Below are 23,458 nucleotides of genomic sequence, written 5' to 3' on the forward strand. Positions count from 1 at the left end.
CCTTGGAGGACACGTGCGGGGGAGAGCCGGAGCGCGGACAGCGCGCGCAGCGCCGCGATCGTGCGGCTTCCGCCCGATGTCGCAGGCCGAAGCGAGGCGCCGGCGCGTAGGACGGAGGAGACGGCTGCGCGGCGGTTCGCGTCTGAGAAACTCGTGACCAGCACGCGGTGGGTGTGTTCGACTAGAATCGCGACGAGCGGGTCGGCGGCCGCCGGGGTGCCCCCGGGGAGGAGCAGGAGATTCGAGGCGGGGTCTAGCGGGTCGACCGGGGAGAGCGCTCGCCAGAGGGTGGCGTCGTCGAGCCCGGCCTCGCGGAGGGCGGCGATCTCGCGCGGGTTCAGGTCGACCGGCATCGGACCGTTGCCCAAGTCGGTGCCGTAGAGCACAGTGCCACCCGCCGCGTGGAAACGGCGGACGTTGTCGATCGCGACCTCGCGCTCGGGGCCGTCGTGGATCGCGAGGGTCGAGGTCCAGGAGGCGCTCGCCGCCTGCCGCTCGATCACGGAATCGTCGAGGCGTTCGGTGAAGGGCGCGTGGGCGAGTCGGGCGGCACCGAGACCGACGACCCGCTCCGCTTCGCCCGCGCCCTCGGCATGTGCGACGACGAGGAGCCCGCGGTCGGCAGCGAGTCCGACGATGGTGCGCAGGAGCGAGTCCGAGAACACCGGTCCGGCGGTGCTGTTGCTGGTGACCTTGACGCACGAGGCTCCGGCCGCGGCCATCTCGGACACGGCTGCGGCGGCGGCATCCGCATCGGCGATCTCTCGCACCGACCCGGCCGGCGCCCACGAGCGGTCGGACGGGTAGCCGCCCGGCGCGGTGAGGAACGCGCCGGCGAACTCGACGCGGACGTGGTGCTCAGCGAGCCGCCGAACCACGTCGGGATTCCCGCCGAGGTCGACCACCCGGCCGAGGCGCGACCCCGCCAGCCGGGCGTGCTCCACCAGCTGCAGGTGCACGTGGTGGTCGCTGAACCCACCGACGACGACGCCGTCGAGGCGGGGGAGCCCGGCGGTCGGAACCGCATCCTGCAGCCGCATGCGCCCGTCGGTGAGTTCGACGACGCCCTCGCGCCAGCCGATCCCGTCGAAGAACGTGGCGGCGTGCATCAGCGGCCGATCTCGGTGCGCACGGTGTAGAGCTCGGGGAAGAAGGTCAGATCCAGGGCGCGCTGCAGGAAGCCGACGCCACTGGAGCCGCCGGTGCCGACCTTCATGCCGATCGTGCGCGCGACCGTCTTGAGGTGCCGGAACCGCCAGAACTGGAAGTTGTCCTCGAGGTCGACCAGGTCCTCGCACGCCTCGTACAGGTCCCAGTACCGGCTCGGGTCCTGGTAGATCTCGCGGATCGCGGGTACGAGCTCCGGCGTCTCGCGGTAGGGCTCGCGCACGTCGCGCTCGAGGATCGCGGTCGGGATGGGCAGTCCACGACGTGCGGCGAAGCGCAGGAACTCGTCGTACAGCGTCGGCTTCTCCCACTCGGCCGTGAGCAGCGCGAGGTTGGCGGGGTGGTCGGCGAAGACGGTCAGCATCTTCTCGTTCTTGTTTCCCAGGGCGAACTCCACCGCGCGGTACTGCACGGACTGGAAGCCCGAGGAGTTGCCGAGCGCTCCACGGAACTGCGCGTACTCGGTCGGGGTCAGGGTGGCGAGCACCGACCACTGCTGCGTCATCACGTCCTGGATGCGCTTGACGCGGGCGATGCGCTTGAGGGCCTCGCGCAGGTCGTCGCGGGCGAGCAGCTCACGGGCGGAGGAGAGCTCGTGCAGCAGCTGCTTGAGCCAGAGCTCGGTGGTCTGGTGCTGGATGATGAACAGCATCTCGTCGTGGTGCTGCGGCTCGCTCACCGGATGCTGCGCGGTGAGCAGCTGGTCCAGCGCCAGGTACGACCCGTAGGTCATCCGCCCGGACAGGTCGGTGACGATCCCGGATTCGAGGGCGCGTTCGTTCTCGGTGTGCATGGGCTGAACATATCACTTCTGCGGCGATCGTCACAGAAGTGAAATGTCTGCGCGGTCCGCAGTCAGACCGTCAGCGGGTGGTGTTCGCGTCCAGGAAGTCGATCGTCTTCTGCAGGGCGGTCCGCGCATCCGGCAGGTCGAGGTGGAACTGATACTCGTGCGGGAGCTGCGGCTCGTGCGGAGCGGGCCAGAACTGCGTCGTCACGTCGACACCGAGTTCGTCCAGGCGCTGGGCCATCGGGATCGACTGCAGCCACGTGAGCCCGTCGCCGTTGCCGCCGGAGATGTAGGTCGTGGGGAAGTCGGCGGTGACCCAGTCGATGGTCGACATCGTGGCGCCGGTGGAGTCCTCCGCCCAGGTCTTCGTGCCCGAATATGCCCACATGGCCGACTTGAGTCCCCAGCCGGCCAGCCCGTCGAGCTGGGCGAGCGCCGACAGGTCGTACACGCCGCAGTTGAGCACGGTCGCGACGAGTTGGTCGGGCGCGAGCGACGGGGTGATGCCCATGATCTCGGCGTAGTCCTTGCTGGTGATCAGCGTCGCCATCTGGCTGGCGAGCTGTCCGCCGGCGGAGTCGCCGGCGAGGACGATCTGGTCTGCGTCGACGCCCAGCTCCTCGGCGTGCTCGTCGATGTAGGCGAGGGCCGCGTCGAGCTGGTGGACGGCGAGCGGATACACGCCCTCCGGGCCGATCGTGTAGTTCACGGCGATGGTCGTGTATCCCTCGGCGGCGAGGATGCGCATGTAGGGGTCGACGTTCTCCTTCGCCCCCGAGATCCAGGCGCCGCCGTGGATCCAGACGACCGTCGGCAGGGGGCCGTCGGCGGATGCCGGGCGGAAGACGTCCATCGTGGTGTCGGCGCCGTCGTCACCGTAGGCGACATCCTTCTGCTCCGACAGCTTCGTGTCGGGGACGTGCTTGTCCATCTCGGCGGCCGTCTCCTCGCCGCCCTGGGTGAACACGGCGCGGATGACCATGGCCGACGGCCAGGGCGTGATCGTTCCGACGATCGCGACCACGGCGACCACCGCGACGATGATGCCGAGGGCGATCTTCGTCCGATGCCACGGCTTGCGGGCCTTCGTCGGGCGTGCGGGTTCTTCGGTGTGCGCGTCGATGCTCATGGACCCCTCCACCGATCAGTGTGCCAGTAGTCCGGGGCGCGATTCGAACGCCGGCGGATGGAGGTCAGTCGGCCAGTCCGGCGAGGAGTCGACTCAGGCCGTATTCGAACGCACGGTCGACGTCGCCGCCCAGGCGGAAGGCGCCCGAGAGCTCCATCTGCAGGAACCCCGTCGCCCAGGCGGTGAAGAGACGGGCGGCATCGAGCGCGTCGTCCTCGCCGACCAGTGCAGCTGTCGCACGGATCAGCGGCGCGGCCGAGCGATCGAGTGCATCGTGTGGCGCGGCGACGGTGAACATGATCCGGAAGCCCTCCGGATGCGCGTGGGCGAACGAGCGGTAGGCATGGGCGAGCGGGGTGAGATCGTCGCCCGCGGCCTCGAGCCGAGCCGTGAGCGCCTCGATGGACGCGGTCGCCACCGCGGCGTGCAGTGCGTCTCGGTCCCGGATCCGCTTGTACAGCGACGGGGCGCGCACGCCCACGCGTTCGGCGACGGCCTGCATCGTGAGGCCCGCGGGTCCTGCGACCTCGAGGATCTCGCGGCCCGCGGCGACGATCTCCTCGACGGATGTGCGTTCGGGTGTCGGCATCGCGTCCTCCTGCATGGCTATTGACAATAGCCATGATAGCTACGTAACGTAGCCATCGCAAACATTCCGAGAGGATCCGCCATGAAGCTCGCACCCCACCTGCACCGCATCGGCAACGACATCGTCGCCGCGTACCTCGTCGACCTGCCCGAGGGCATCACCCTGGTCGACGCGGGCCTCCCCGGGCACTGGCACGACCTTCAGCGCGAGCTCGACGACATCGGTCGTCCGCTCTCCGATATCCGCGGCCTCGTCCTGACCCACGGCGACGGCGACCACATCGGGTTCGCCGAGCGGTTGCGGCAGGAGGCGGGCGTCCCGGTGTTCATCCACGCGGCCGACAGCCACCGGGTGCGCACGGGGGAGAAGCCGAAGACGCCCATGGGGCCGGCCCGGGTCGGCCCGACGCTGGGCTTCTTCGCCTACGGCATCCGCAAGAATGCACTGCGCACCCGCCACGTCGCCGAGGTGGTCGAGGTGGCCGACGGCGATGTGCTCGAGCTGCCGGGTGCCCCTCTCGTGATCGGTATGCCGGGGCACTCGCCGGGCAGCATCGCCGTGCACGTCCCGGCCGTGGATGCCGTCTTCGTCGGCGATGCGCTGACCACCAGGCATGTGCTGACCGGGCGCACCGGCGCGCAGCCCGCGCCGTTCACGGACGAGCCGGCAGACGCCCTCGCCTCGCTCGACCGGCTCGGCTCCCTCTCGGCGTCCTGGGTGCTGCCGGGGCACGGAGCCCCTTGGCACGGCTCGCCCGCCGACATCGCCGCTGCGGTCCGCGCCGCGGCCTGACGACGCATCAGGCGAGAATGGTCGCCGTATCGCTGATCGTGATCTGCGGCGGATACAGCCCCATGACCTGCAGGGCGGCCGCGTGGTTCTCGGCCGTCGACCCGGCGCAGGCGTCCGCGGCGATCGTGACGTGGGTGCCCGCATCGGCTGCGGCCAGCGCCGTCGAGATGACGCAGCAGTCGGTCGAAACGCCGGCCAGCACGACGTGAGCGCCGCGACCGACGATGGCCTCGATCTCGGTTCCCCACTTGCCGAACGTCGGCAGGTCGATCGTCGGATGCGGCGACAGCCCCACCGCCTCAGGGACGAGGTCGAACAGCGGATCGCCGGGCGGCTGGTCGGCGAAGGGCCAGGCAGCGAAGTAGTCGCCCCACGAGGTCGACCGGTCGGCGGTCGGCATCCACCGCGTGATCAGCACCCGGTCGCCGAACGCATCGGCCAGTTCGCGGATGCGCGGCATCGCCTCCGCGAAGAACGGCGAGCCCCACGCCGAGTCAGGAGAGGCGAAGATCGCCTGCGGGTCGATCACCACGAGCCAGGCTTCCTGCGGGGCCGAGCCTGTCGAGGGGGTCACACGTTCTCCTGACGCCGGATCTTCCCGGCCCGCGCGAAGTACGTCACCACGAAAGACAGCACCAGCGCGAAGAACACTCCGAGGTTCGCGTACGCCCAGGCGCCGTCGGGTCCGCCGACGAGGAACAGCAGGTAGCCCTGCCAGTTGTTCCACGGCGCGTCGTCGGCGAAGCCGTTCAGCACCAGACCCCAGCCGATCGCGCTCGTCACGACCATGGTGCCGATCGAGGTCCAGTCCCAGGCGCCGTAGCGGCCGCGGCTGTCGAACAGCGCCTCCTCGTCGTAGTCCTTCTTCCGGCGCAGGATGTCGGCGATCAGGATGCCCGCCCACGACGCGAGGGGCACGCCGAGCGTGATCAGGAAGCTCTGGAACGGCCCGAGGAAGTCGGTCGCGAAGAACACCACATAGATGGTGCCGATCGTGAGGATCACTCCGTCGATCGCGGCGGCAGAGGGGCGCGGGATGCGGATGCCGAGGCTGAGCAGCGTCAGCCCGGAGGAGTAGATGCCGAGCACCGCGCCGGAGACGAGCGCGAGCACGGCCGTGAGCAGGAAGGGCACGAGCACCCACGGGGGCAGGATCGAGGCGAGCGCACCGATCGGGTCGAACTGCACCGCGTTGAAGAGTTCTTCGTCGGAACCGGCGAGCAGCACACCGAAGACGACCAGGATCACCGGGGCCACCGATCCACCGATGGTGTTCCAGGCGACGATCGACCCGTCGGATGCCGTGCGCTTCTGGTACCGCGACCAGTCGGCGGCGATGTTGATCCAGCCGAGCCCGAACCCGGTCATCACCATGACCAGCGCGCCGACCACCTGGCCGATGCCGCCGTCGGGGCGGGCGAGCACGGCCGCGAGGTCGATCTGCGGCGCCGCGAGGATGATGTACAGCACCGTCACGATGCCGGTGACCCAGGTGAGCACCGACTGCAGCTTCATGATCGTGTGATAGCCGAGCACGGATGCCGTGACGATCAGCGCCGCGACGATCACGGTGGCGATGATCTTGAGCGCGATGCTGTCGCCGTCGCCGCCCAGCTGCGTGATCACGGTGGCCGTCGCGAGCACCGCCATGATCGCGAGGAACGTCTCCCACCCGATCGAGGTCAGCCACGAGACGATGCCCGGCACCTTCTGGCCGTGCACGCCGAACGCCGCACGCGAGAGCACCATGGTCGGCGCCGATCCGCGCTTGCCGGCGATCGCGATGAGTCCGCAGAGCAGGAAAGAAACCACGATGCCGATGACCGAGACGAGCGTCGCCTGCCAGAACGAGATGCCGAAGCCCAGGACGAATGAGCCGTACGACATGCCGAACACGGAGACGTTCGCCGCGAACCAGGGCCAGAAGAGGTCGCGCGGCTTCGCGGTCCGCTCGGATTCGGGGATGATCTCGATGCCCGCACGCTCGATCAGGGCCGGCTTGATGTCCGTCATGCTGACATCCTGGCACTGCCGGGACGGCGCCGGGCGGACTTCGCGACGCGGATCTCGCCGCAGCTCAGCCCGCGAAGAATGACTGCGCGGTGCGCGCGAGGTCGTGCAGGTCCGAGACCCCGGCGAGCTCGCGTGCGGAGTGCATCGAGAGGATCGGGATGCCGACGTCGACCGTGCGGATGCCGAGCCGTGTCGCGGTGATCGGGCCGATCGTCGATCCGCACGGCACGCCGTTGTTCGACACGAACTCCTGGCCGGCCACGCCGGCGCGCTCGCACCAGGCCGCCCAGGATGCCGCGCCGACGGCATCCGTCGCGTACCGCTGGTTCGCGTTGATCTTCAGGATCGGGCCCGAGCCGAGCACCGGCTGCACCACCGGGTCGTGCTTGGCGGCGTAGTTCGGGTGTACCGAGTGGCCGACGTCGCTCGACAGGCACCACGACGAGGCGTAGGCCTGGCGGCGCGCGGATCCATCGGCACCGAGACCCGCGTACACGCGTTCGAGCACGTCTTCGAGGAACGGGCCGGCGGCGCCGGAGCGCGACGCGGAGCCCAGCTCTTCGTGATCGAAGGCGGCGAGCACGGCGATCGGTCCGCCCGCTGCGGGGTCGTGCGCCTCGAGGGCGACCACTCCGGCGTGCACCGAGGCCAGGTCGTCGAGGCGGCCGGATGCGAAGAACGCGCTGTCCTTGCCGAAGACGGCTCCGCGCGCGGTGTCGGCGACCACGACGTCGTAGCCGCGGATGTCGGCGGCCGACACATCGGCGGATGCGGCGAGCTCGGCGAGGATGTCGGCTTCGCTCGGGTCACCGAGTCCCCACACCGGCTGCGTCTCGGTCTGCTTGTCGAGGGCCAGTCCGTTGTTGACGCCCCGGTCGAGATGGATCGCGAGCTGCGGAAGGCGCAGCAGCGGTCCGGTGTCGGCGAGCACCACGCGACCGTCCGCCAGCGCCAGGCGTCCGGCGAGGCGCAGCTCACGGTCGAGCCAGGAGTTCAGCAGCGGCCCGCCGTACACCTCGACGGCGGCCTGCAACCAGCCGCGCGAACCCGTGGTCGGCTGCGGCTTGAGCTTGAAGCCGGGGGAGTCGGTGTGCGCACCGAAGATCCGCACGGGAGTCGTCGCGGTGGCATCCGCCGGCACGGTCCAGGCGATCGCGGCGCCGTCGCGCACGACGACGTACCGGCCGCCGGCTTCGGTCGGCCAGGGGTCCTCCTCTCGCAGCGGCGTGAACCCGGCTGCTTCCAGCCGTCGAGCGACCTCCGCCGCCGCGTGGTAGCTCGAGGGCGAGGCGGCGACGAAGTCGGCGAGGTCCTCGGCGTGGGCGAGTGCGACCGGGGTGACGGGCATGGCGGGCCTTCCTGGAGACGAGCGGTCCTTCGAGCGTAGCCGGGGTGATGCGCGGGTCCGCTTCCTGCCACGGACCGTCGTTTGCCTGGTGTTCATCCCGCCGGGTTAGGCTCGTCTCGATAGCGCCTAGGGTTCCGGGGTCCACACCCGTCTGGTCCGAGCGGCGCCACGGTTCTCCTCCGCAGGAGGGCCGTCATCTGACAGGACAAAAGCCCGGAGGACCCTGTTCGTCGCGCCGTGCGCCGGACGGAAGGGTCTCGTCGTGTCCTCTCTCGCGTTCGTCCTCGTCTTCGGGGCGGCCATCGCCCACGCCGCGTGGAACATCATCGCCCACGGCGTCAGCAGAGCGGGGTCGCCGTTCCTCTGGTGGGGCGCGGTCGGCAGCACGCTCGTCTGGATCGGCGTCGTGCCCTTCACGGGCGGTCTGGGAACGGATGACCTCGGCTCCTTCGCGCTGGGCGTGACCGTCTCGGCGGTGCTGCACGTGGCCTACATGACGGTGCTGCAGCGCGGCTACCGCGAGGGGAACCTCTCCACCGTGTACGCGACCGCGCGGGGAACCGGACCGTTCCTGTCGGTGATCGTGGCGGTGCTGCTGCTCGGGGAGCGACCCTCGGTGGTGGCGCTGATCGGGGTGGCAGCCGTGATCGTCGGCGTCGTGGCGATCGGTCTCGTCGACCGGGGGGCCGGAGGTCGCTCGCGGCGCATCGATCCCGGCATCCTGTTCGGCCTGCTCACCGGGGTCGCGATCGCGGTCTACACGATCTGGGACGCGCACGCGGTGCGCACCTGGAACCTCTCGCCCGTCGCGTTCATGGTCGGCACGAGCCTGCTGCAGGTGCCGTTCTACTCGTTCGCGGTGCGCCGCCGATGGGACGCCGTCTGGGCGCTCGGTCGCGCGCAGTGGCGGCGGATCCTCGTCTTCGGCATCCTGTCGCCGCTGTCGTACATCCTCGTGCTGACCGCGATCCAGATCGCTCCGGTGGCGCTGGTGGCGCCGCTGCGCGAGGTGAGCGTCGTGCTGGTGAGCCTGTTCGGCGTGTTCGTACTGCGGGAGTCGCGTCCGGGCTGGCGGATCGCGGCCTCGCTCGTCGTGGTCGCGGGAATCGTCCTGCTGGCCCTGTGATCAGCGGAAGCTGACGAGCCCGGCATGCGCGGCCGTGACGAGGATCTGCACGCGGTCGCGCAGGTGCCACTTCGACATCATGCGTCCGAGGTGCGCCTTCACGGTGCCCTCGGAGACGATCAGCGCCTTGGCGATCTCGGCGTTGGACATGCCCTTCGCGAGGCAGTTCAGCACCTCGGTCTCGCGGTCGGTGAGAGGTTCGAGGGCATCGGCGTCTGCGGCGACGGGCGTCGAGTCACGCACGTGCTTGATGAGCATCGAGGCGATCCGCGGGGAGAGCGAGCTGGCGCCGCTGTGCACCTCGCGAACGCCCGTGACGATCTCGTCCGCGCTCGAGTCCTTGAGGAGGTATCCGGAGGCGCCGGCACTCAGCATCGGGAGCACCGTGTCGCTGCCGTCGAGAGTGGTGACGGCGAGCACGCGGACGTGCGGCCAGCGCTCGGCGATCACCCCGGTGGCCTCGATGCCGTCCATCTCGGGCATCTGCACGTCCATCATCACGACGTCGGGCTGCTCGCGCTCGACCGTGGCGATCGCTTCCACGCCGTCCTCCGCCTGGGCGATCACGGTGATCTCGGGGTCGCGGGAGACGAAGTGCGACAGCGCCGAGCGGACCAGGGGATCGTCATCGACGATCACGACACGGATTTCCTGCATGGGGGAAGCCTAACGGCGCGGGCGACAGGTGATGACGATGTAGACCTTTGGCTAAAAACCTCTAGACGAGAGACAGATGTGCGCTCCGCGATTCGCCGAGAAGATGAATACAGACATCGACGAACGACTACATAATGGAGGTGAACGTAATGACTTTCTGGCAGCAGGTTGGCAAGTTTTTTGGTCTCGTCCGCTAGCGTACCTGGCGAATAGGAGATAGTGAACCCATGGCCTTCGACCAATCGACCCGACGATCCACGGATTCGTTTCGGTTGGGTCGGGGTGAGAAGCTCAGCGCGATCGAGCGAATCGTCGTCCTGGTCATCGTCTCCATCACCATCGCCACAGACGTCATAGGCTTTTTCACCACCCCGGGTGTGAACCCGGTGGCACTGTTGGTGAGCGTCGCATGCACAGCAGCGTTCGCTCTCTACCTCTGGAATCCGCTCATCGCGACATGCGCCCTCGGCGTCGTGTTCGCCACTTCATTTCTCGTGGGAACCGAGTCCCAGGTTCTGACCGCCGCCGCTGTCGCGGCAGGCCTGGTCATGAGGCTGGGGTGGACCTCCCTGATCCTGTCGTACACCGGTGCGTTCCTCATCGCTGCAGCAGTCGTCGCCAATGGCGATGCTGACACCGATGTGAACGTCGGTCTCTTCCTCATCTTCGCCACGGTGGCCGGAGCTGTCGGGTTCGCCCTACGGCTCGCGTTCGCCCGTGGCAGCCGTCTCGAACGCGAACTCGAGGCGCGCGCCGAACAGGAACGACAGGCAGTCCTCGCCGAGCGACGTTGGATCGCCGGCGAGCTGCACGACAGCATCGCGCACCACCTCACGGTGGTCGCACTGCACGTGCAGATGCTCGAAGGCCCCCAGACGAGTTCCGATTCGCAGGAGGCGATCCGAGTCGCCGCGCGCAAGGCGATGACCGATCTCCGCTTCGTGATCGAACTCGCCGACGACGGTCCGCAGTCGTCGAGCGTGCAGACCGGCGACCTCGCCGCCGCGATCGACGAGGCGGCGGAGGAGTTCGAAGCCGCCGGCCACTCCGTTCTCCGAGAGGGTGATCCTCAGGACGAGCGGATCCCGCGAGCCGTCGAGATCGTGCTCGCGCGTATCACGCGCGAATCCGCCACGAACATCCTCAAATACGCCGGCCCCGGCGAGGTGCAGATCACCCTCGCCGTGGACGATGAGGTCGCGCTCCTCACGTTGCGCAGCCCCCTGCCGACGACGCCGCGCCGCGAGCTCTCGTCGAGCCGCACGGGCCTCGGCCGGATGGCGGAGCGGGTCATGGGCGCGAGCGGTGAGTTCAGCGCCGGCGAAGTCGACGGATTCTGGGTCGTGTCGGCCCGACTTCCGGTCGTCTGATGCTCTAGAGTGTGGAGGCACCCTTTTCCGCGATCCGCGTGAACCTAGACGAAAGTCTAGAGAAGTCTCGACGTTCGACACTGTGGAACGCGTTGCGTGCAGCCATATCCTGAAGGCTCCCCAGATAAAGCGTCCCCAGCGCTGCGATCGCGGGCGCGGTCTTTCTGGCTTCTGAAAAACTTGCGCGCTCGCGATCGCCTTCTGCATTAACGGCCTGTTTTTCCGGCCTCCGAGCGGTGTTTCCCGCTTCGCTATCCGCCGACCGCGCGCATGTAGTGCCCGTCGGTCGAGATGCCGGATGCGGCGACCGTGAAGCGCACGACCTCGCTGAGGTAGCGGTCCTCCGAGGCCTCGAAGATCCGCCCCTCCGCGTCACGAGACGTGCGGGTCAGCCGCAGGATAGGCGTGCCGCGTGGCACGCGCAGCAGGGCGGCATCCTGATCGTCGGCCGCCACCGCATCGATCACGTGCTGCAGCGTGACGATCGGGTGGCCCACCGACGACAGGTGCTCGGTGATCGACACCTGGTCGAGATCGACGTCGAAGAGGTGTCTGCCCGCGACCTGGGTGTAGTTGAGGCGCTCGAGCATCGTCGGGCGTCCCTCCAGCAGGCGCAGCCGCACGACGCTGACGATCGTGTCGCTCGGGTCGACATCGAGCGCCGCCGCCAGGTCGCCGGCGCGACGCAGGCTCAGCTCCTGCGTCTCGGCCCCGGGGGAGACGCCCAGCTCGCGCGCCCAGCGTGTGAACGGCACCGACACGTCTACGGCCTGATTCGCCTTGCGGGCCACGACGCGGGCCGGCCGTCCGCGGCTCGTCTCGATCAGGCCCTCGCCGCGCAGCGCCGCCAGCGCGTTGCGGATCGGCCCGCGGGAGGTGTGCCACCTCTCGGCGAGCTCCGCCTCGGTCGGGACGTCGTCGCCAGGACGCAACCCGCCGGCAGCGATCTGCGCGCGGAGGTCGTCGGCGATCTGGGTGTACACAGCTTCAGCCACATAGGTACATTACTTGATCAGGCTGACGGGCGCGAGCGTGTTCCTGGGGTGTTCATCCAGAAGAATGCTCGGTAAACGAGCTCTGAACAAATCCGAGTTAGGTACATATCTCGATGTGGCACCTGCGAGAGTCTTCCGTGGATCACCCCTCACACCCTGAAAGGTCCTCATGAAGCTTCGCGCTCTCCCCGCCCTCGCCGGCGTCGCGCTCCTCGCCCTCGGCCTCGCCGCCTGCGCCGGCACCGCCGAGGCGACCGGCACCCCCGGCGCCGACGAGTCGTCCACCGCGAGCGGCTTCGCGGTCGACGAGAACACCCTCGTCTTCGGCGTCGTCCCCGACTCGGTCGACACCGAGACGAACTACCAGCCGCTCATGGACTACATCGCCGACCTCACCGGCAAGACCGTCGAGTACCACGAGTCCACCGACTACGCGGCACTCATCGAGGCCGCCGTCGCCGGCAAGGTCGACGTCGCCTCGTTCTCCGGCTTCACCTACGTCACCGCCACCAACAACGGCGCCAAGCTCACCCCGATCTCCTCCATCGTCACCGACGAGGGTCAGGAGCCCGGCTACTACTCGCAGGCGATCGTGCCCGTCGACAGCGACATCAAGAGTCTCGAGGACTTCAAGGGCAAGAAGGTCTGCTTCGTGGACCCGTCTTCGACCTCGGGCTACCTGTTCCCGTCGTACAACCTGATCGAGGCCGGCATCGACCCGAAGGCCGACATCACTCCGGTCTTCGCGGGCAAGCACGACGTGAGCGTGACCAAGGTCGGCGAAGGCGTCGAGTGCGAGGTCGGCTTCGCCGAGGACTCCGAGGTCGAGAAGTCGGACAAGGTCAAGGTCATCGCCGAGACGATGGTGCCCGGCGCCCCGCTCGTGTACTCGTCGACGCTTCCGGACGAGGTCTCGAAGCAGCTCGTCGACGGACTCTCCGAGGTCACGATCGACGACATCATCGCCGCCGGCATCGACAGCGCCGACAGCGACTCCTTCCGCAGCGTCTTCTACGCGACGAAGCCGGTCGACGACGCCTACTACGACCTGATCCGCGACATCTGCAAGGAGACCGAAGCGGAGCAGTGCCAGGGCTGAGCCCGGCCTGACCCCTTCGTCTCACCCGGTGCCCTCCGCCTCGCCCGCCCCGCGCGGCGAGGCGGAGGGCCCCACCGCATGACACACCACACCACAGGAGTTACGACATGACCGCCTCGGCATCCGACGCCCTCATCCGTCTCGACGGCGTGACGAAGACCTTCGGCACGACCACTGCACTGAAGGGTGCCTCGCTCGAGGTGTCCCGCGGCGAGATCGTCGTTCTCCTCGGCCTCTCCGGCTCGGGGAAGTCGACGCTGCTGCGCCACCTCGACGGCCTCGAGATCCCCACCGCCGGCTCGGTGGAGGTGCTCGGCTCCCAGGTGCCCTCGCTGAAGGGCCGGGCGCTGCGGAATCTCCGCAGCCGCGTGGGCTTCATCTTCCAGCAGTTCGAGCTCGTGCCGTCGCTTACGGTGCTCGAGAACGTGCTCACCGGCTCGCTGTCGGGTGTGCGCGGACCGCGCCTCGGGCTCTGGGGGTACTCGCGGGCCGCCAAGCTCACCGCGCTCGGGCACCTCGACCGCGTGGGGCTGCTCGACCGCGCCTACCAGCGCAGCGACACCCTCTCGGGCGGGCAGCAGCAGCGCGTCGCCATCGCCCGTGCCCTCATGCAGAAGCCCGACATCCTGCTCGCCGACGAGCCGGTCGCCTCGCTCGACCCGGAGTCGAGCGAGCAGGTCATGGCACTGATCCGCGAGATCGCCGCCGACGAGGGGCTCACCGTCGTGTGCAGCCTGCACCAGGTCGACCTCGCGATCAGCTGGGCCGATCGCATCGTCGGGCTCCGTCACGGCGAGGTCGTGCTCGACACCCCCACCACCGACCTCACCAAGGCCGAGGTCATGGAGATCTACGGTCGCGTCGCGACCACCACCGCCGAGATCAGGGCCGTGCAGGAAGAGCTCGTCGTGGCGGCCGCACAGGTGGCGGCATCATGACGATCCTCGCCGACCGTCCGCGCACCGCAGCGGCCTCGACGGTCGCCGAGCGGGCGCCGAAGCGTCGGATCTCGCCGGAGCGCATCGCGGCGTCCCTCACGCTGGTCGCGCTCGTCGTGCTCGGCATACTCGCCGTCCGCGAGGTCGACATCTCCATCCCGGCGATGGTGCAGAGCTGGGGCAACGCCGAGAACTTCATGGCTCGCGTCGGCGGCCTGTCGTTCCCCGAGCCCGCCGACCTGGCCTGGCTGATCGCCCTCACCGTCGGCCTCGTGCTCGTCGGCACCCTGCTCGCCGCGGTGCTGTCGGTGCCGATCGCCTACCTCGCCGCATCCAACACGACGCCGGGGAACGGTTGGCGTGCCGCGGCACGCTTCATCGGAGTCCTCACCCGGGCGCTGCCCGACGTCGTCCTGGCCATGGCTTTCGTGCTGATGTTCTCCCTCGGGACGCTCCCGGGCATCCTCGCCATCGGCATCCACTCGATCGGCATGATCTCGAAGATGTTCGCCGACGCGATCGAGCAGATCGACGAAGGCCCCCGTCTCGCGATCCGCGCCGCCGGAGGCTCGAAGATGCAGGAGTTCAGTGCCGGCATCCTGCCGCAGGTGCTGCCCAGCTGGGTGGCGACCGTGCTGCACCGCAACGACATCAACCTGCGTGGCAGCGTCGTGCTCGGCTACGTCGGCGTCGCCGGCCTCGGCCTCGAGATGTCGTACGCGTTCAAGTCGCTCAACTACGGCAAGGGACTCGGCATCGCCCTGGTCATCTTCATCCTCTGCATCGTGATGGAGATCGTCTCCAGCATGGTGCGCGGGGCGATGCTCGGCGAGCAGAAGCACACCCGCTCCTGGATCGACCGGATGCTGCACCCGCGGCTCGGTGCGCACGCCGCAGCGGCACCCGCCGGGCGCCCGGACTGGGCCGCCAGCCCGCAGACCGCGGTGCGGCGACCCTGGACGGCGCAGCGCGTGCGTCACACGATCGCCGGTGTCGTCGCCGTGCTCGTCGTGATCGGCAGCGTCGTGGTGAGCCAGATCAACTGGATGGACTTCTTCACGTTCTGGGCCAAGCTGCCCGAGGTCGCCGCCCGGTTCTGGCCGCCGTCGTTCGGCAACTACGACGCGAGCGCGATGTTCGAGGCCATGCGCGACACGGTCGCGATCGCTCTCGCCGCGACGGTGCTCACCCTGCTCCCGTCGATCCTGCTGGGCTCACTCGCCGCCCGCAACGTCGCTCCGAGCCCAGGGGCGCGGGGAACGGCACGGCTGCTGCTCGTCGGCATCCGCGGCATCCCGGAACTCATCCTCGCGATCGTGCTCGTCGTCATCACGGGCCTCGGTGCGCAGGCGGGTGTCATCGCCCTCGCGATCGGCGGCATCGGACTCCTCGGCAAGCTCATCGCCGACTCGTTCGAAGAGGTGGACCGCGGTCCGGAGCGGGCGCTGCGTGCGGTCGGCGCGACCCGTCTGCAGACCTACACCTCGGCCACCGTGCCGCAGGGGATGCAGGCGCTCATCGGCCACAGCTTCTACATGCTCGACACGAACATCCGCGCGGCGACGATCCTCGGCATCGTCGGCGGCGGAGGAGTGGGGTACTACCTGCTCAATGCCAGCCAGGGCTCGCGCTACGAGACCGTGACCGCGATCGTCCTGATGATCCTCGTCACCGTGCTCGTGGTCGAAGGGCTCGCCATGTGGATGCGGAAGGTGTTCCGATGAACGGCACTCACGACACGGCCGACGTCGTGGTCGTCGGCTCGGGCATCGTCGGCCTCGGTGCGGCCTACGCGGCGGTCCGCCGTGGGCTGCGCGTGGTGGTCGTCGACCGCACCGAGGCCCCGGTCGGCGCCACGATCCGCAACTTCGGGCATCTCTGCATCGGCGCCCAGGGCGGGGAGGCCCGGCGCTACGCCGACGTCTCCCGCGAGCTGTGGCTGCGCCTCGCCAAAGATGCCGGTTTCTGGCTGCGCGAGTCGGGCACACTCGTGGCCGCCCGCCACGACGACGAGATCGCCGTGCTCGAGGCGGCCTCCCGCGAGGGCGGCATCCGCCTGCTCGAGGCCGACGAGCTCCTGCGCCTCGCCCCGCTCCGGGCGGACGGCCTCGTCGGCGGCGCGCACATCGAAGTCGACCTGCAGACCGATCCGCGCACGGCGGCCACGGCGATCGTGCGTCATCTCGCGAGCCTGGGAGTGGAGTTCCGGTTCCGCACCGCGGTCACCGCGGTGGGGGCCGGCCGGGTCGAGACCACCCGAGGCCCGATCGGTTGCGGGAGCGTCGTCGTCGCGGTGAACCACGACATCGACCAGCTGCTTCCCGAGGTCGCCGAGCGGCACGGGATCGCACGCTGCGCCCTCGACATGATGCGGGCGGCGGTGTCGTTCCGGCATCCGCTCGCCGCGCCACTGCTCACCGGCTGGTCGCTCGTGCGCTACGGCCGCTTCGCCGACGGGGTCGAGGCCACAGTGCTGCGGGAACGCCTGCATGTCGAGCGGCCCGACCTCGCGGCCATCGACCTCAACCAGATGTACACGCAGCTGCCGGATGGCACGCTCATCATCGGCGACTCGCACGCGACCGCGGTCGCTCCGGCGCCCTTCCAGCCCGAGGCCGCCTTCACCGCGTTCCTCGCCGAGGCGACGGCGCTGTTCGACGCACCGGCTCCGCGGGTGATCGAGCGGTGGCAGGGCGTCTACGCGAAGGGACCGCAGGAGTTCCTGATCGACCGCGGCGACGACGGCGTGCTCGTGCTCGCCGCGACCACCGGCATCGGGATGACCACGGGCCTCGGCCTGGCCGAAGAGAACCTCGCCGCCGCCTTCGGGTGGACGGCAGCAATGGAAGGAACATCATGACCACTCCTCTCGAACTCGTCGTCCTCGACATGGCGGGAACCACTGTGCTCGACGACGGCGTCGTGGAGCAGGCGTTCCAGCGCGCCGCCGAGCGCACGGGCGTCGCCGACCGGATGCCGTGGGCCGCCGCGCTGGACTACGTGCGCCTGACCATGGGTCAGTCGAAGATCGACGTCTTCACGCACCTCGCCTCGGGCGACCGGGCCGCGGCCGAGCGCGCCACCGCCGCGTTCGAGGGTGCCTATGCCGAGATCGTCGCCGAGCAGGGTGTCTCCGAGATCCCCGGCGCGGCAGACGCGATCCAGGGTCTGAAGGACGCCGGGCTGAAGGTCGCGCTGACGACCGGGTTCGCCCCGGTGACGCGCGAGGCTCTCATCGACGGACTCGGCTGGCGGGACCTCATCGACCTCGCGCTGTCTCCCGTCGACGCGGGTCGCGGTCGCCCGGCACCCGACCTCGTGCTCGCGGCCCTGCTGCGCACGCAGACCTCGTCGGTGCAGGCCGTCGCCGTCGCCGGAGATACCGTCAGCGACGTCGAGTCCGGGCGTCGGGCGGGTGCCGGCTTCGTCGCCGGCGTGCTCACCGGTGCCCACGATCGCCCGGCGCTCAGCGCCGCGGGAGCGGATGCTGTGCTGAGCGACGTGACGGCCCTCCGCGGCGTGCTCGCCCAGCGTGAGCTGCTCCCGTTCGTCACCACCTCCTGAGAGGGATCGCCATGGGAACGCTGCTGATCCGTCCACCCGGTCACCGCCGAGATGTCGCCCTGCGCCCGGCGGCGACCGCGATGGTCTGGATCGGCGAGGGGCATCCGCACGAGATGATCGCGGTGCCGGGAGTCGCGCTCGCCGACGGCGACGTGCTCGTCGCGGTCGAGATGTCGACGATCTGCGGCTCCGACGTGCATACGGTGCAGGGGCGCCGCTCGGCCCCGACCCCGCTCGTTCTCGGTCACGAGAGCGTCGGGAGGGTGATCGCGACCGGCGACACCGGCGCGAACACCGTCGACGGCACTCCGCTGCGCATCGGCGACCGCGTGGTGTGGTCGGTGACGATCTCGTGCGCGAGCTGCGATCGATGCCTGCGGGGGATGCCGCAGAAGTGCCGCAGCCTCGGCAAGTACGGGCACGACCGGGTCGGTGCGCACGGCGACCTGACCGGTGCGTTCGCGAGCCATGTGCAGCTGCGGGAGGGCACCGCCATCGTGCGCGTGCCCGAGGCGCTGCCGGCATCCGTGCTCGCCCCGGCGGGGTGTGCGACCGCGACGGCCTGGGCGGCCGTGGCCAGGGCCGCGCGAGACCACGACCTCGACGGGGCCAGCGTACGGATCCATGGGGCGGGCCTCGTAGGGCTCTCCGCGGCCGCGATCGCCGCGGAGCAGGGTGCGAGGGTCGAGGTTCTCGACCCCAACCCGGATCGTCGTGCGCTCGCCGCGCGGTTCGGCGCGACGAGTCTGGACCGCGATCCCGACGTCGTGATCGAGGCCTCGGGGCACGCCGTGGGCGAGGCGCTCGCCGGCGTGACCGTCGGTGGCACGGTGGTGCTGGTCGGCAGCGTTTTCCCCGCCGATCCCGTCCCGCTCGACGCCGAGAGCATCGTGCGGCGCCTGGTCACGGTCGCCGGCATCCACAATTACACGGGAGCCGAACTCGCCGAGGCCGTCGCGTTCCTGGCCGGGCGCGGGCGCGCCTATCCGTTCGGCGATGCGGTCGGCGCGGTGCGCGGGCTCCCGGAGATCGATGCCGCCCTCGAAGAAGCGGCGGCACCCGGCGCACCGCTGCGGATCGGACTGCTCCCGGGGCACTGACCCTTCGGGGACCGGCGGTCGATCTACGCGTTCTGCTGCGGGGTTCGGCGGGGGCCGGCGGGTCGCAGGCCCTCGGCATGGAAGGCCAGCAGCCGGACGGCGGCCTCGACCGTCGCCGCCAGGACCTCTTCGGGATCTCCCGTCAGCGCAAGGCGGCGGTGTCCGACCGCGTCGGCGGTGGCCCACCCGAGGTAGACCGTCCCCGGCTCATGCGCCCCCTCGGGATCGGGCCCGCCGACTCCGGTCGTCGACACGCAGAGGTCGGCGTCGAGCAGATCGCGCGCTCCGAGGGCGAGCTGTTCGGCGCACGCCGCCGAACAGGGGTCCGTGCCGGGGACCAGCCCGAGCACGCGCTCCTTCACATCCGTCAGATAGGCCACGACGCCGCCCGCGAACCACTCGGATGCCTCGGCTCCGGACCCGACCGTGTTCGCCAACCGACCCGAGGTGAGGGACTCCGCCACGGCCACACGCAGCCCTCGTTCGCGCGCGAGGTCGCTCAGTCGTTCGATGTCGTCGGTCACTGCGAGATGCTCTCCACCGTCTTGCCGGTCGTCGCCGCCGACAGCGAGCGGGGGATGTCGGCCTGGCTGACGATTCCCACCAGCCGATGCTCTGCGATCACGGGCAGCCGCCGTATCTGGTGCTCCTCCATGCGGTCCAGCGCGACCCGGATGTCGTCGTCCGCGTCGACCGTGATGGGCTTTCCGTTGGCGAGCGCCTCCGCAGGGGTGGTCTCCGGATCCATCCCGAGCGCGATGGCACCGACGACGATGTCGCGGTCGGTGAGCATCCCCCTGAGGCGGCTGTCCTCACCGCAGATGGGCAGGGCTCCGACGTTCAGATCCGCCATGACCGATGCGGCGATGCGCAGTGAGTCGTTCACGCCGATGCAGCGCGGGCTCGGAGTCATGAGGTCGCGTGTGGTGGTCATCGTCTTCCCTCTCGTGTTCGTCGAAGCGCGTCGGCGCCCGGCATCACCGCTGCGCGGGCGGGGCGGACTCCGCGGCGTCGCCGTCGTAGTCCGGACGCGGGGGCTGCAGCGGCTGATCCGAGTACTCGCCACCCGCGCGTCCGCCGTAGGGGCGGCCGTGGTCGGCGAACTCCTCGCGGGCGAACACCAGCGTCCAGGGTCCGGCCGTGAAGTGCGCGCCGGTGCGGAGCGTCTCGCTGTCGTCACCCGGGTGCGTGGCATCCGCGCCGGCGTTGGCGTTCATCTCGCCCTCGCCGTGCAGCGTCAGCACGTACTCGTCGCGGTCGTCGTGCGTGATCGTGGCATGCAGGGGATCGGTGTCGGGCAGGCGCAGCTCGTTGCCCTCGGCGGAGCCGATCCGCACCTCATCCGCCTCGAGCGCGAATTCGGTGCGCTCGTCGTCGCGCGTGATGCGCAGCCGGGGGTTCCCCGCGCCCCACTCGGCGTGGGTGGTCCCGGGGGTGTATCCCTCGTCGGGGCGGTCGTCGATGTGTCGTGCGTTCATGGAAATGCCCTCCTCGAGCTGGGGAATCCGACATTAGGAGGGCTTCTCCGTTCTGCCGAGGGGGTTGACTTCGCGATGGCGGACGCGCAGCCGCCCTCGCGCAGAACAGAGGCGGAATACTGTCGCCGCGTGAGCGAGAATAGGGTGAGCCGTCGTCTCGGCCAGACTGCGACCAAGGAGCACACGATATGGGCAAGTTCGTCTATGAAGGTGGAGTGAAGACCGAGATCGAAGATCGCGCTCTCACGCATCTGCAACTGGTCATCACCGCGAAGCTGCGGCGCGGAGAGCCGTTCCCGTTCAGCTGGCGTGAAGATGCGAGCGTCGGCGGCGGACGCACGACCGTGTGGATCCAGCCGGGCAGCTCCCTGGTGTTCAAGTACTTCGGCAGCCGCCAGCCCTCCATCAACCGGGCGTGGATCGAGGCTCTCGCCTTCACCGCCAACGCGCCGAGTGGCCTGTATCTGGTTCCCGAGCCCGCCGAGGCCGGCGTGGAGCCGGGCACCGAAGAGATCCCCGTCACGCCTCAGCTCTGACTCGGCCGCACGTCTCCTCTCGAGGCGGCGCTCCTCGCCGCCTCCATGCACGGCTGTCAACCCCCTGCACTCGCGGCGGTCGATCCGGAAGAGTCGGTCCGACACATCGAGACGAGGAGGATCGGCCATGACCGACAACGCTTCCGACCCCCGGCACGCGCATCGCGAGGAGGGCTTCCCCGCGCAGCAGCAGGACCAGCCCGGACTCACGGAGCTGACGCGCCCCGACCCCGACCACGGTGAGGAGAGCTACGTCGGCCATGGCCGCCTGGCGGGGCGTCGAGCGCTCATCACGGGCGGCGACTCCGGCATCGGGCGGGCGGTCGCGATCGCCTTCGCACGCGAGGGCGCCGATGTCGCGATCGCGCACATGCCGGAGGAGCAGGACGACGCGGAAGACACTCTGGCGCTGGTCCGCGAGGCGGGGCGCACGGGTGTGAGCTTCGCGGGAGACCTGCGTGACGAGACCTTCGCGACCGACATCGTGGCCCGCACGCGGAGTGAACTCGGCGGGCTCGACACCCTCGTGCTCAACGCCGCCTACCAGCACGACATCGACGGCTTCGAGAACCTCGAGACCGACCGGATGCGGCGCGTGTTCGACACGAACCTCGTGGGCCTGCTGTTCTCGGCCCGCGCGGCGTACCCCGACCTCGAGCCGGGTGCGAGCATCATCGTGACGGCATCCGTCCAGGCATTCAACCCGTCGCCCGGACTCATCGACTACGCGATGACGAAGGCCGCCCAGGTGGCGTTCGTGAAGGCGCTCGCGGAAGAGGCAGGGCCCAAGGGCATCCGAGTCAACGCCGTGGCGCCCGGCCCGATCTGGACGCCGCTGATCCCCGCGACCGGCTGGGATGCCGAGCGGCTCGCGACCTTCGGACAGGACACGCCCCTCGGACGCGCGGGGCAGCCGGCGGAGCTCGCAGGCGCCTACGTCTACCTCGCCTCGGCGGAGTCGTCGTACACGTCCGGCTCGGTGATCGCGGTGACGGGCGGCAAGCCGCTCTGATCTGACCGGCGGCCGAGGGCCGCCCGCCTAAGCTTGTCTGGTGCAGAAGCCCGCCGCGTCCGGCCCCCTCGTGGGCGTCGCACTCGTCATCGGCTCGTGCCTCTCACTGCCCTTCGGTGCGGCCGTCGCGGCGCAGCTGTTCCCGGTGCTCGGGCCCTGGGGCGTGACCTCGCTGCGGGTCGCGATCGCCGCCATCCTGCTCGTCGTCATCGTGCGGCCGCGCCCGGGCAAGTGGACGCGCCCGCAGTGGCTCGCCGCCGTGCTCTTCGGCGTCTCGCTGGCCGCGATGAACGGGTTCTTCTACGCCGCGATCGACCGCATCCCGCTCGGCCCCGCCGTCGCGATCGAGTTCCTCGGTCCGCTCGTGCTCGCCGCCGTGCTGACCCGTCGTCTCGCGGACGCCGCCTGGGTCGGTGTCGCCCTCCTCGGCATGGTCGCACTGGGCATCGACGGCCTGATCGGGGCCGAGCCGCTCGACCCGCTCGGGCTCGTGTTCATCCTCATCGCGGCCGGGTTCTGGGTGATGTACATCCGCATGAGCGCCCGCGTCGGCGCGCTCATCCCCGGCAGCAGCGGCCTGGCGATGGGGCTCGTCGTGGCGGCCGTGCTCCTCATCCCGGTCGGCATCCCGGCGGCATCGACGGTCGCGATGGACCCGCAGCTGCTGCTGCTGGCCGCCATCACCGCGGTGCTGTCATCGGTGATCCCGTACAGCTTCGAGCTGGCCGCGCTGCGCCGTCTGCCGCAGCGCGTGTTCGGCGTGCTGCTGAGCCTCGAACCGGCGTTCGCAACGCTGGCCGGTTGGCTGATCCTCGGCCAGGATGCGACTCCGCTGCGGATGCTGGCAGTCGTCCTCGTGATCGCCGCCAGCGTCGGTGCGACGCTCGGCGTGCGGAAGGACCGCCGAGACGGCGGCCCCTCCGGCCCGTTCACCGCCCCGATACCGCTGCCCGACTGACCGCGGGGGTCGGGAGCGGGAACCGTCGGCGCAGGATGACGCGCTGCACGAGCGTCCACACCACCGTGACCGTGAGGTACAGCGCAGCCGCGAGGGGTACGAAGGCCGCGAAGACCGCCGTCAGGTAGTGCAGCGACGACATCACGCGCAGCATCGTGGGGGAGTTCAGCGGCGAGTCGTCGCCCTCGACCGGCGTCGGACGGAACACCCGGCGGGTGACCTCGGCGACGGCGATCATGATGGCGAGCAGCACCCCGAAGACGAGGAAAGTCGTGGGCGTGGCCGTGCCCCCGAACAGCGCCGAGACCAGGCTCGTCCCCAGCGGAGCGCCGAACAGGTCGTGGGAGAGCAGCTCGTTCGGGTGTCCGGCGATCTCCGGCCGCAGGAACAGTGTGTACAGGATGCCGACGACGGGGGCCTGCGCCAGCACCGGGAGCATGCCCGCGAACGGCGAGGTGTTCTCGGCCTTGTACAGCGCCATCATCTCCTTCTGCAGGCGCTCGGGGTTCTTCTTGTGGCGGCGCTGCAGCTCGCGCAGCTTCGGGGCGAGGCGCGCCCTGGTCTGCTCGGCCTTAGCCTGCGAGATGCCGACGGGGATGAGCAGGGCCCGCACCAGCAGAGTGACGAGCACGACCGCGAGGGCTGCGGCCGAGGCTCCGGCGATCGGGGTGAGGAGGTCGGAGAGCCCGGTCAGTGCGCCGTAGGCGGCGTTGAGGAGGGCGGCGAGAGGGGGAAAGGCAAAGGGGTCCATGGAGTTGTCCGTTCGTGGCGTCGGGAAGGGTCGGCGAAAGCCGCGT

General features: G+C 69.8%; 25 protein-coding genes. 12 read left to right on the forward strand and 13 right to left on the reverse strand.

From position 1 onward, the window contains the following. The 4 genes from BQ2383_RS19470 to BQ2383_RS00280 form a co-directional block, all read right to left on the reverse strand. Positions 1-1,109 (reverse strand): hypothetical protein (locus tag BQ2383_RS19470; RefSeq protein ID WP_244175821.1); only part of this gene is annotated, 1,109 nt, incomplete at its 3' end. Then, positions 1,109-1,960, reverse strand: a complete 852-nt coding sequence (locus BQ2383_RS00270) for a tryptophan 2,3-dioxygenase (RefSeq protein ID WP_091027490.1) — start codon at positions 1,958-1,960, stop codon at positions 1,109-1,111. The genes BQ2383_RS19470 and BQ2383_RS00270, both read right to left, overlap by 1 nt. Positions 1,961-2,030: 70 nt before the next feature. Further along, entirely contained in the window at positions 2,031-3,086 is a 1,056-nt protein-coding gene (locus BQ2383_RS00275) for an alpha/beta hydrolase (protein ID WP_091027492.1), read from the reverse strand. 64 nt (positions 3,087-3,150) lie between these two features. Further along, positions 3,151-3,675, reverse strand: coding sequence for a TetR/AcrR family transcriptional regulator (locus tag BQ2383_RS00280; protein WP_091027537.1), 525 nt, complete (start codon positions 3,673-3,675; stop codon positions 3,151-3,153). A gap of 81 nt (positions 3,676-3,756) precedes the next feature. Between BQ2383_RS00280 and BQ2383_RS00285 the strand changes: the two genes are divergently transcribed. Continuing rightward, complete coding sequence (locus BQ2383_RS00285; protein ID WP_091027493.1) at positions 3,757-4,467, forward strand: MBL fold metallo-hydrolase; 711 nt, start codon at positions 3,757-3,759, stop codon at positions 4,465-4,467. Between the two features lie 7 nt (positions 4,468-4,474). On the opposite strand, the gene BQ2383_RS00290 is transcribed toward BQ2383_RS00285, so the two are convergent. The 3 genes from BQ2383_RS00290 to BQ2383_RS00300 form a co-directional block, all read right to left on the reverse strand. Next, positions 4,475-5,041 carry a cysteine hydrolase family protein gene (locus tag BQ2383_RS00290; RefSeq protein WP_244175823.1) on the reverse strand — a complete coding sequence of 189 codons (567 nt, stop codon included), beginning with the start codon at positions 5,039-5,041 and terminating at the stop codon, positions 4,475-4,477. Continuing rightward, the gene (locus BQ2383_RS00295; RefSeq protein ID WP_091027494.1) at positions 5,038-6,480 is read right to left on the reverse strand and encodes a purine-cytosine permease family protein; all 1,443 of its coding nucleotides are present in this window, start codon (positions 6,478-6,480) and stop codon (positions 5,038-5,040) included. The genes BQ2383_RS00290 and BQ2383_RS00295 overlap by 4 nt, the downstream gene beginning before the upstream one ends. 64 nt (positions 6,481-6,544) lie before the next feature. Continuing rightward, on the reverse strand, positions 6,545-7,828 hold the full coding sequence (locus BQ2383_RS00300; protein WP_091027495.1) for a M18 family aminopeptidase: 1,284 nt from the start codon (positions 7,826-7,828) through the stop codon (positions 6,545-6,547). 262 nt (positions 7,829-8,090) lie between these two features. Between BQ2383_RS00300 and BQ2383_RS00305 the strand changes: the two genes are divergently transcribed. Continuing rightward, positions 8,091-8,954 (forward strand): EamA family transporter, encoded by an 864-nt coding sequence (locus BQ2383_RS00305; RefSeq protein ID WP_091027496.1) that lies wholly within the window; start codon positions 8,091-8,093, stop codon positions 8,952-8,954. Here BQ2383_RS00305 and BQ2383_RS00310 read toward each other — a convergent pair whose 3' ends face one another. Then, positions 8,955-9,611, reverse strand: coding sequence for a response regulator (locus BQ2383_RS00310; protein WP_244175824.1), 657 nt, complete (start codon positions 9,609-9,611; stop codon positions 8,955-8,957). Between the two features lie 227 nt (positions 9,612-9,838). Between BQ2383_RS00310 and BQ2383_RS00315 the strand changes: the two genes are divergently transcribed. After that, a complete protein-coding gene (locus BQ2383_RS00315; RefSeq protein WP_091027499.1) occupies positions 9,839-10,981 on the forward strand; it encodes a sensor histidine kinase in 1,143 nt (380 codons plus the stop codon). Positions 10,982-11,232: 251 nt separating this feature from the next. On the opposite strand, the gene BQ2383_RS00320 is transcribed toward BQ2383_RS00315, so the two are convergent. Further along, positions 11,233-11,976: a GntR family transcriptional regulator gene (locus BQ2383_RS00320; protein WP_244175826.1), complete on the reverse strand. Its 744-nt coding sequence runs from the start codon at positions 11,974-11,976 to the stop codon at positions 11,233-11,235. Positions 11,977-12,145: 169 nt separating this feature from the next. Between BQ2383_RS00320 and BQ2383_RS00325 the strand changes: the two genes are divergently transcribed. From BQ2383_RS00325 to BQ2383_RS00350, 6 genes are all read left to right on the forward strand, one after another. Further along, the gene (locus BQ2383_RS00325; protein WP_091027502.1) at positions 12,146-13,075 is read left to right on the forward strand and encodes a phosphate/phosphite/phosphonate ABC transporter substrate-binding protein; all 930 of its coding nucleotides are present in this window, start codon (positions 12,146-12,148) and stop codon (positions 13,073-13,075) included. 107 nt (positions 13,076-13,182) lie between these two features. Then, on the forward strand, positions 13,183-14,013 hold the full coding sequence (gene phnC, locus BQ2383_RS00330; protein ID WP_091027503.1) for a phosphonate ABC transporter ATP-binding protein: 831 nt from the start codon (positions 13,183-13,185) through the stop codon (positions 14,011-14,013). Further along, on the forward strand, positions 14,010-15,737 hold the full coding sequence (gene phnE, locus BQ2383_RS00335; RefSeq protein ID WP_244175827.1) for a phosphonate ABC transporter, permease protein PhnE: 1,728 nt from the start codon (positions 14,010-14,012) through the stop codon (positions 15,735-15,737). The genes phnC and phnE overlap by 4 nt, the downstream gene beginning before the upstream one ends. Next, the gene (locus tag BQ2383_RS00340; protein WP_091027504.1) at positions 15,734-16,873 is read left to right on the forward strand and encodes a TIGR03364 family FAD-dependent oxidoreductase; all 1,140 of its coding nucleotides are present in this window, start codon (positions 15,734-15,736) and stop codon (positions 16,871-16,873) included. The genes phnE and BQ2383_RS00340 overlap by 4 nt, the downstream gene beginning before the upstream one ends. Next, the gene (locus tag BQ2383_RS00345; RefSeq protein ID WP_091027505.1) at positions 16,870-17,577 is read left to right on the forward strand and encodes a phosphonatase-like hydrolase; all 708 of its coding nucleotides are present in this window, start codon (positions 16,870-16,872) and stop codon (positions 17,575-17,577) included. The genes BQ2383_RS00340 and BQ2383_RS00345 overlap by 4 nt, the downstream gene beginning before the upstream one ends. 11 nt (positions 17,578-17,588) lie before the next feature. Further along, positions 17,589-18,677, forward strand: coding sequence for an alcohol dehydrogenase catalytic domain-containing protein (locus BQ2383_RS00350; RefSeq protein WP_091027506.1), 1,089 nt, complete (start codon positions 17,589-17,591; stop codon positions 18,675-18,677). A 23-nt stretch (positions 18,678-18,700) separates the two neighbouring features. On the opposite strand, the gene BQ2383_RS00355 is transcribed toward BQ2383_RS00350, so the two are convergent. The 3 genes from BQ2383_RS00355 to BQ2383_RS00365 are packed head-to-tail and all read right to left on the reverse strand — an operon-like array spanning position 18,701 to position 20,155. Beyond that, positions 18,701-19,201 (reverse strand): CinA family protein, encoded by a 501-nt coding sequence (locus tag BQ2383_RS00355; RefSeq protein ID WP_091027508.1) that lies wholly within the window; start codon positions 19,199-19,201, stop codon positions 18,701-18,703. After that, on the reverse strand, positions 19,198-19,611 hold the full coding sequence (locus BQ2383_RS00360) for a CBS domain-containing protein (protein ID WP_091027510.1): 414 nt from the start codon (positions 19,609-19,611) through the stop codon (positions 19,198-19,200). Before BQ2383_RS00360 ends, BQ2383_RS00355 begins: the two co-directional genes overlap by 4 nt. Positions 19,612-19,654: 43 nt before the next feature. Next, positions 19,655-20,155 carry an FHA domain-containing protein gene (locus BQ2383_RS00365; protein WP_091027512.1) on the reverse strand — a complete coding sequence of 167 codons (501 nt, stop codon included), beginning with the start codon at positions 20,153-20,155 and terminating at the stop codon, positions 19,655-19,657. 188 nt (positions 20,156-20,343) lie between these two features. Between BQ2383_RS00365 and BQ2383_RS00370 the strand changes: the two genes are divergently transcribed. The 3 genes from BQ2383_RS00370 (at position 20,344) to BQ2383_RS00380 (ending at position 22,661) form a co-directional block, all read left to right on the forward strand. Continuing rightward, the gene (locus tag BQ2383_RS00370; protein ID WP_091027514.1) at positions 20,344-20,691 is read left to right on the forward strand and encodes an ATP-dependent DNA ligase; all 348 of its coding nucleotides are present in this window, start codon (positions 20,344-20,346) and stop codon (positions 20,689-20,691) included. Between the two features lie 127 nt (positions 20,692-20,818). Next, positions 20,819-21,703: an SDR family oxidoreductase gene (locus BQ2383_RS00375; RefSeq protein ID WP_091027517.1), complete on the forward strand. Its 885-nt coding sequence runs from the start codon at positions 20,819-20,821 to the stop codon at positions 21,701-21,703. Positions 21,704-21,743: 40 nt separating this feature from the next. Beyond that, positions 21,744-22,661: an EamA family transporter gene (locus tag BQ2383_RS00380; protein WP_091027519.1), complete on the forward strand. Its 918-nt coding sequence runs from the start codon at positions 21,744-21,746 to the stop codon at positions 22,659-22,661. Here BQ2383_RS00380 and BQ2383_RS00385 read toward each other — a convergent pair. Then, positions 22,633-23,412 carry a YidC/Oxa1 family membrane protein insertase gene (locus BQ2383_RS00385; protein ID WP_091027521.1) on the reverse strand — a complete coding sequence of 260 codons (780 nt, stop codon included), beginning with the start codon at positions 23,410-23,412 and terminating at the stop codon, positions 22,633-22,635. The two genes, BQ2383_RS00380 and BQ2383_RS00385, sit on opposite strands and share 29 nt — an antisense overlap. Positions 23,413-23,458 lie beyond the last annotated feature (46 nt).

Origin of the sequence: Microbacterium oxydans, assembly GCF_900095745.1 — a bacterium.
Lineage (GTDB): Bacteria > Actinomycetota > Actinomycetes > Actinomycetales > Microbacteriaceae > Microbacterium > Microbacterium oxydans_B.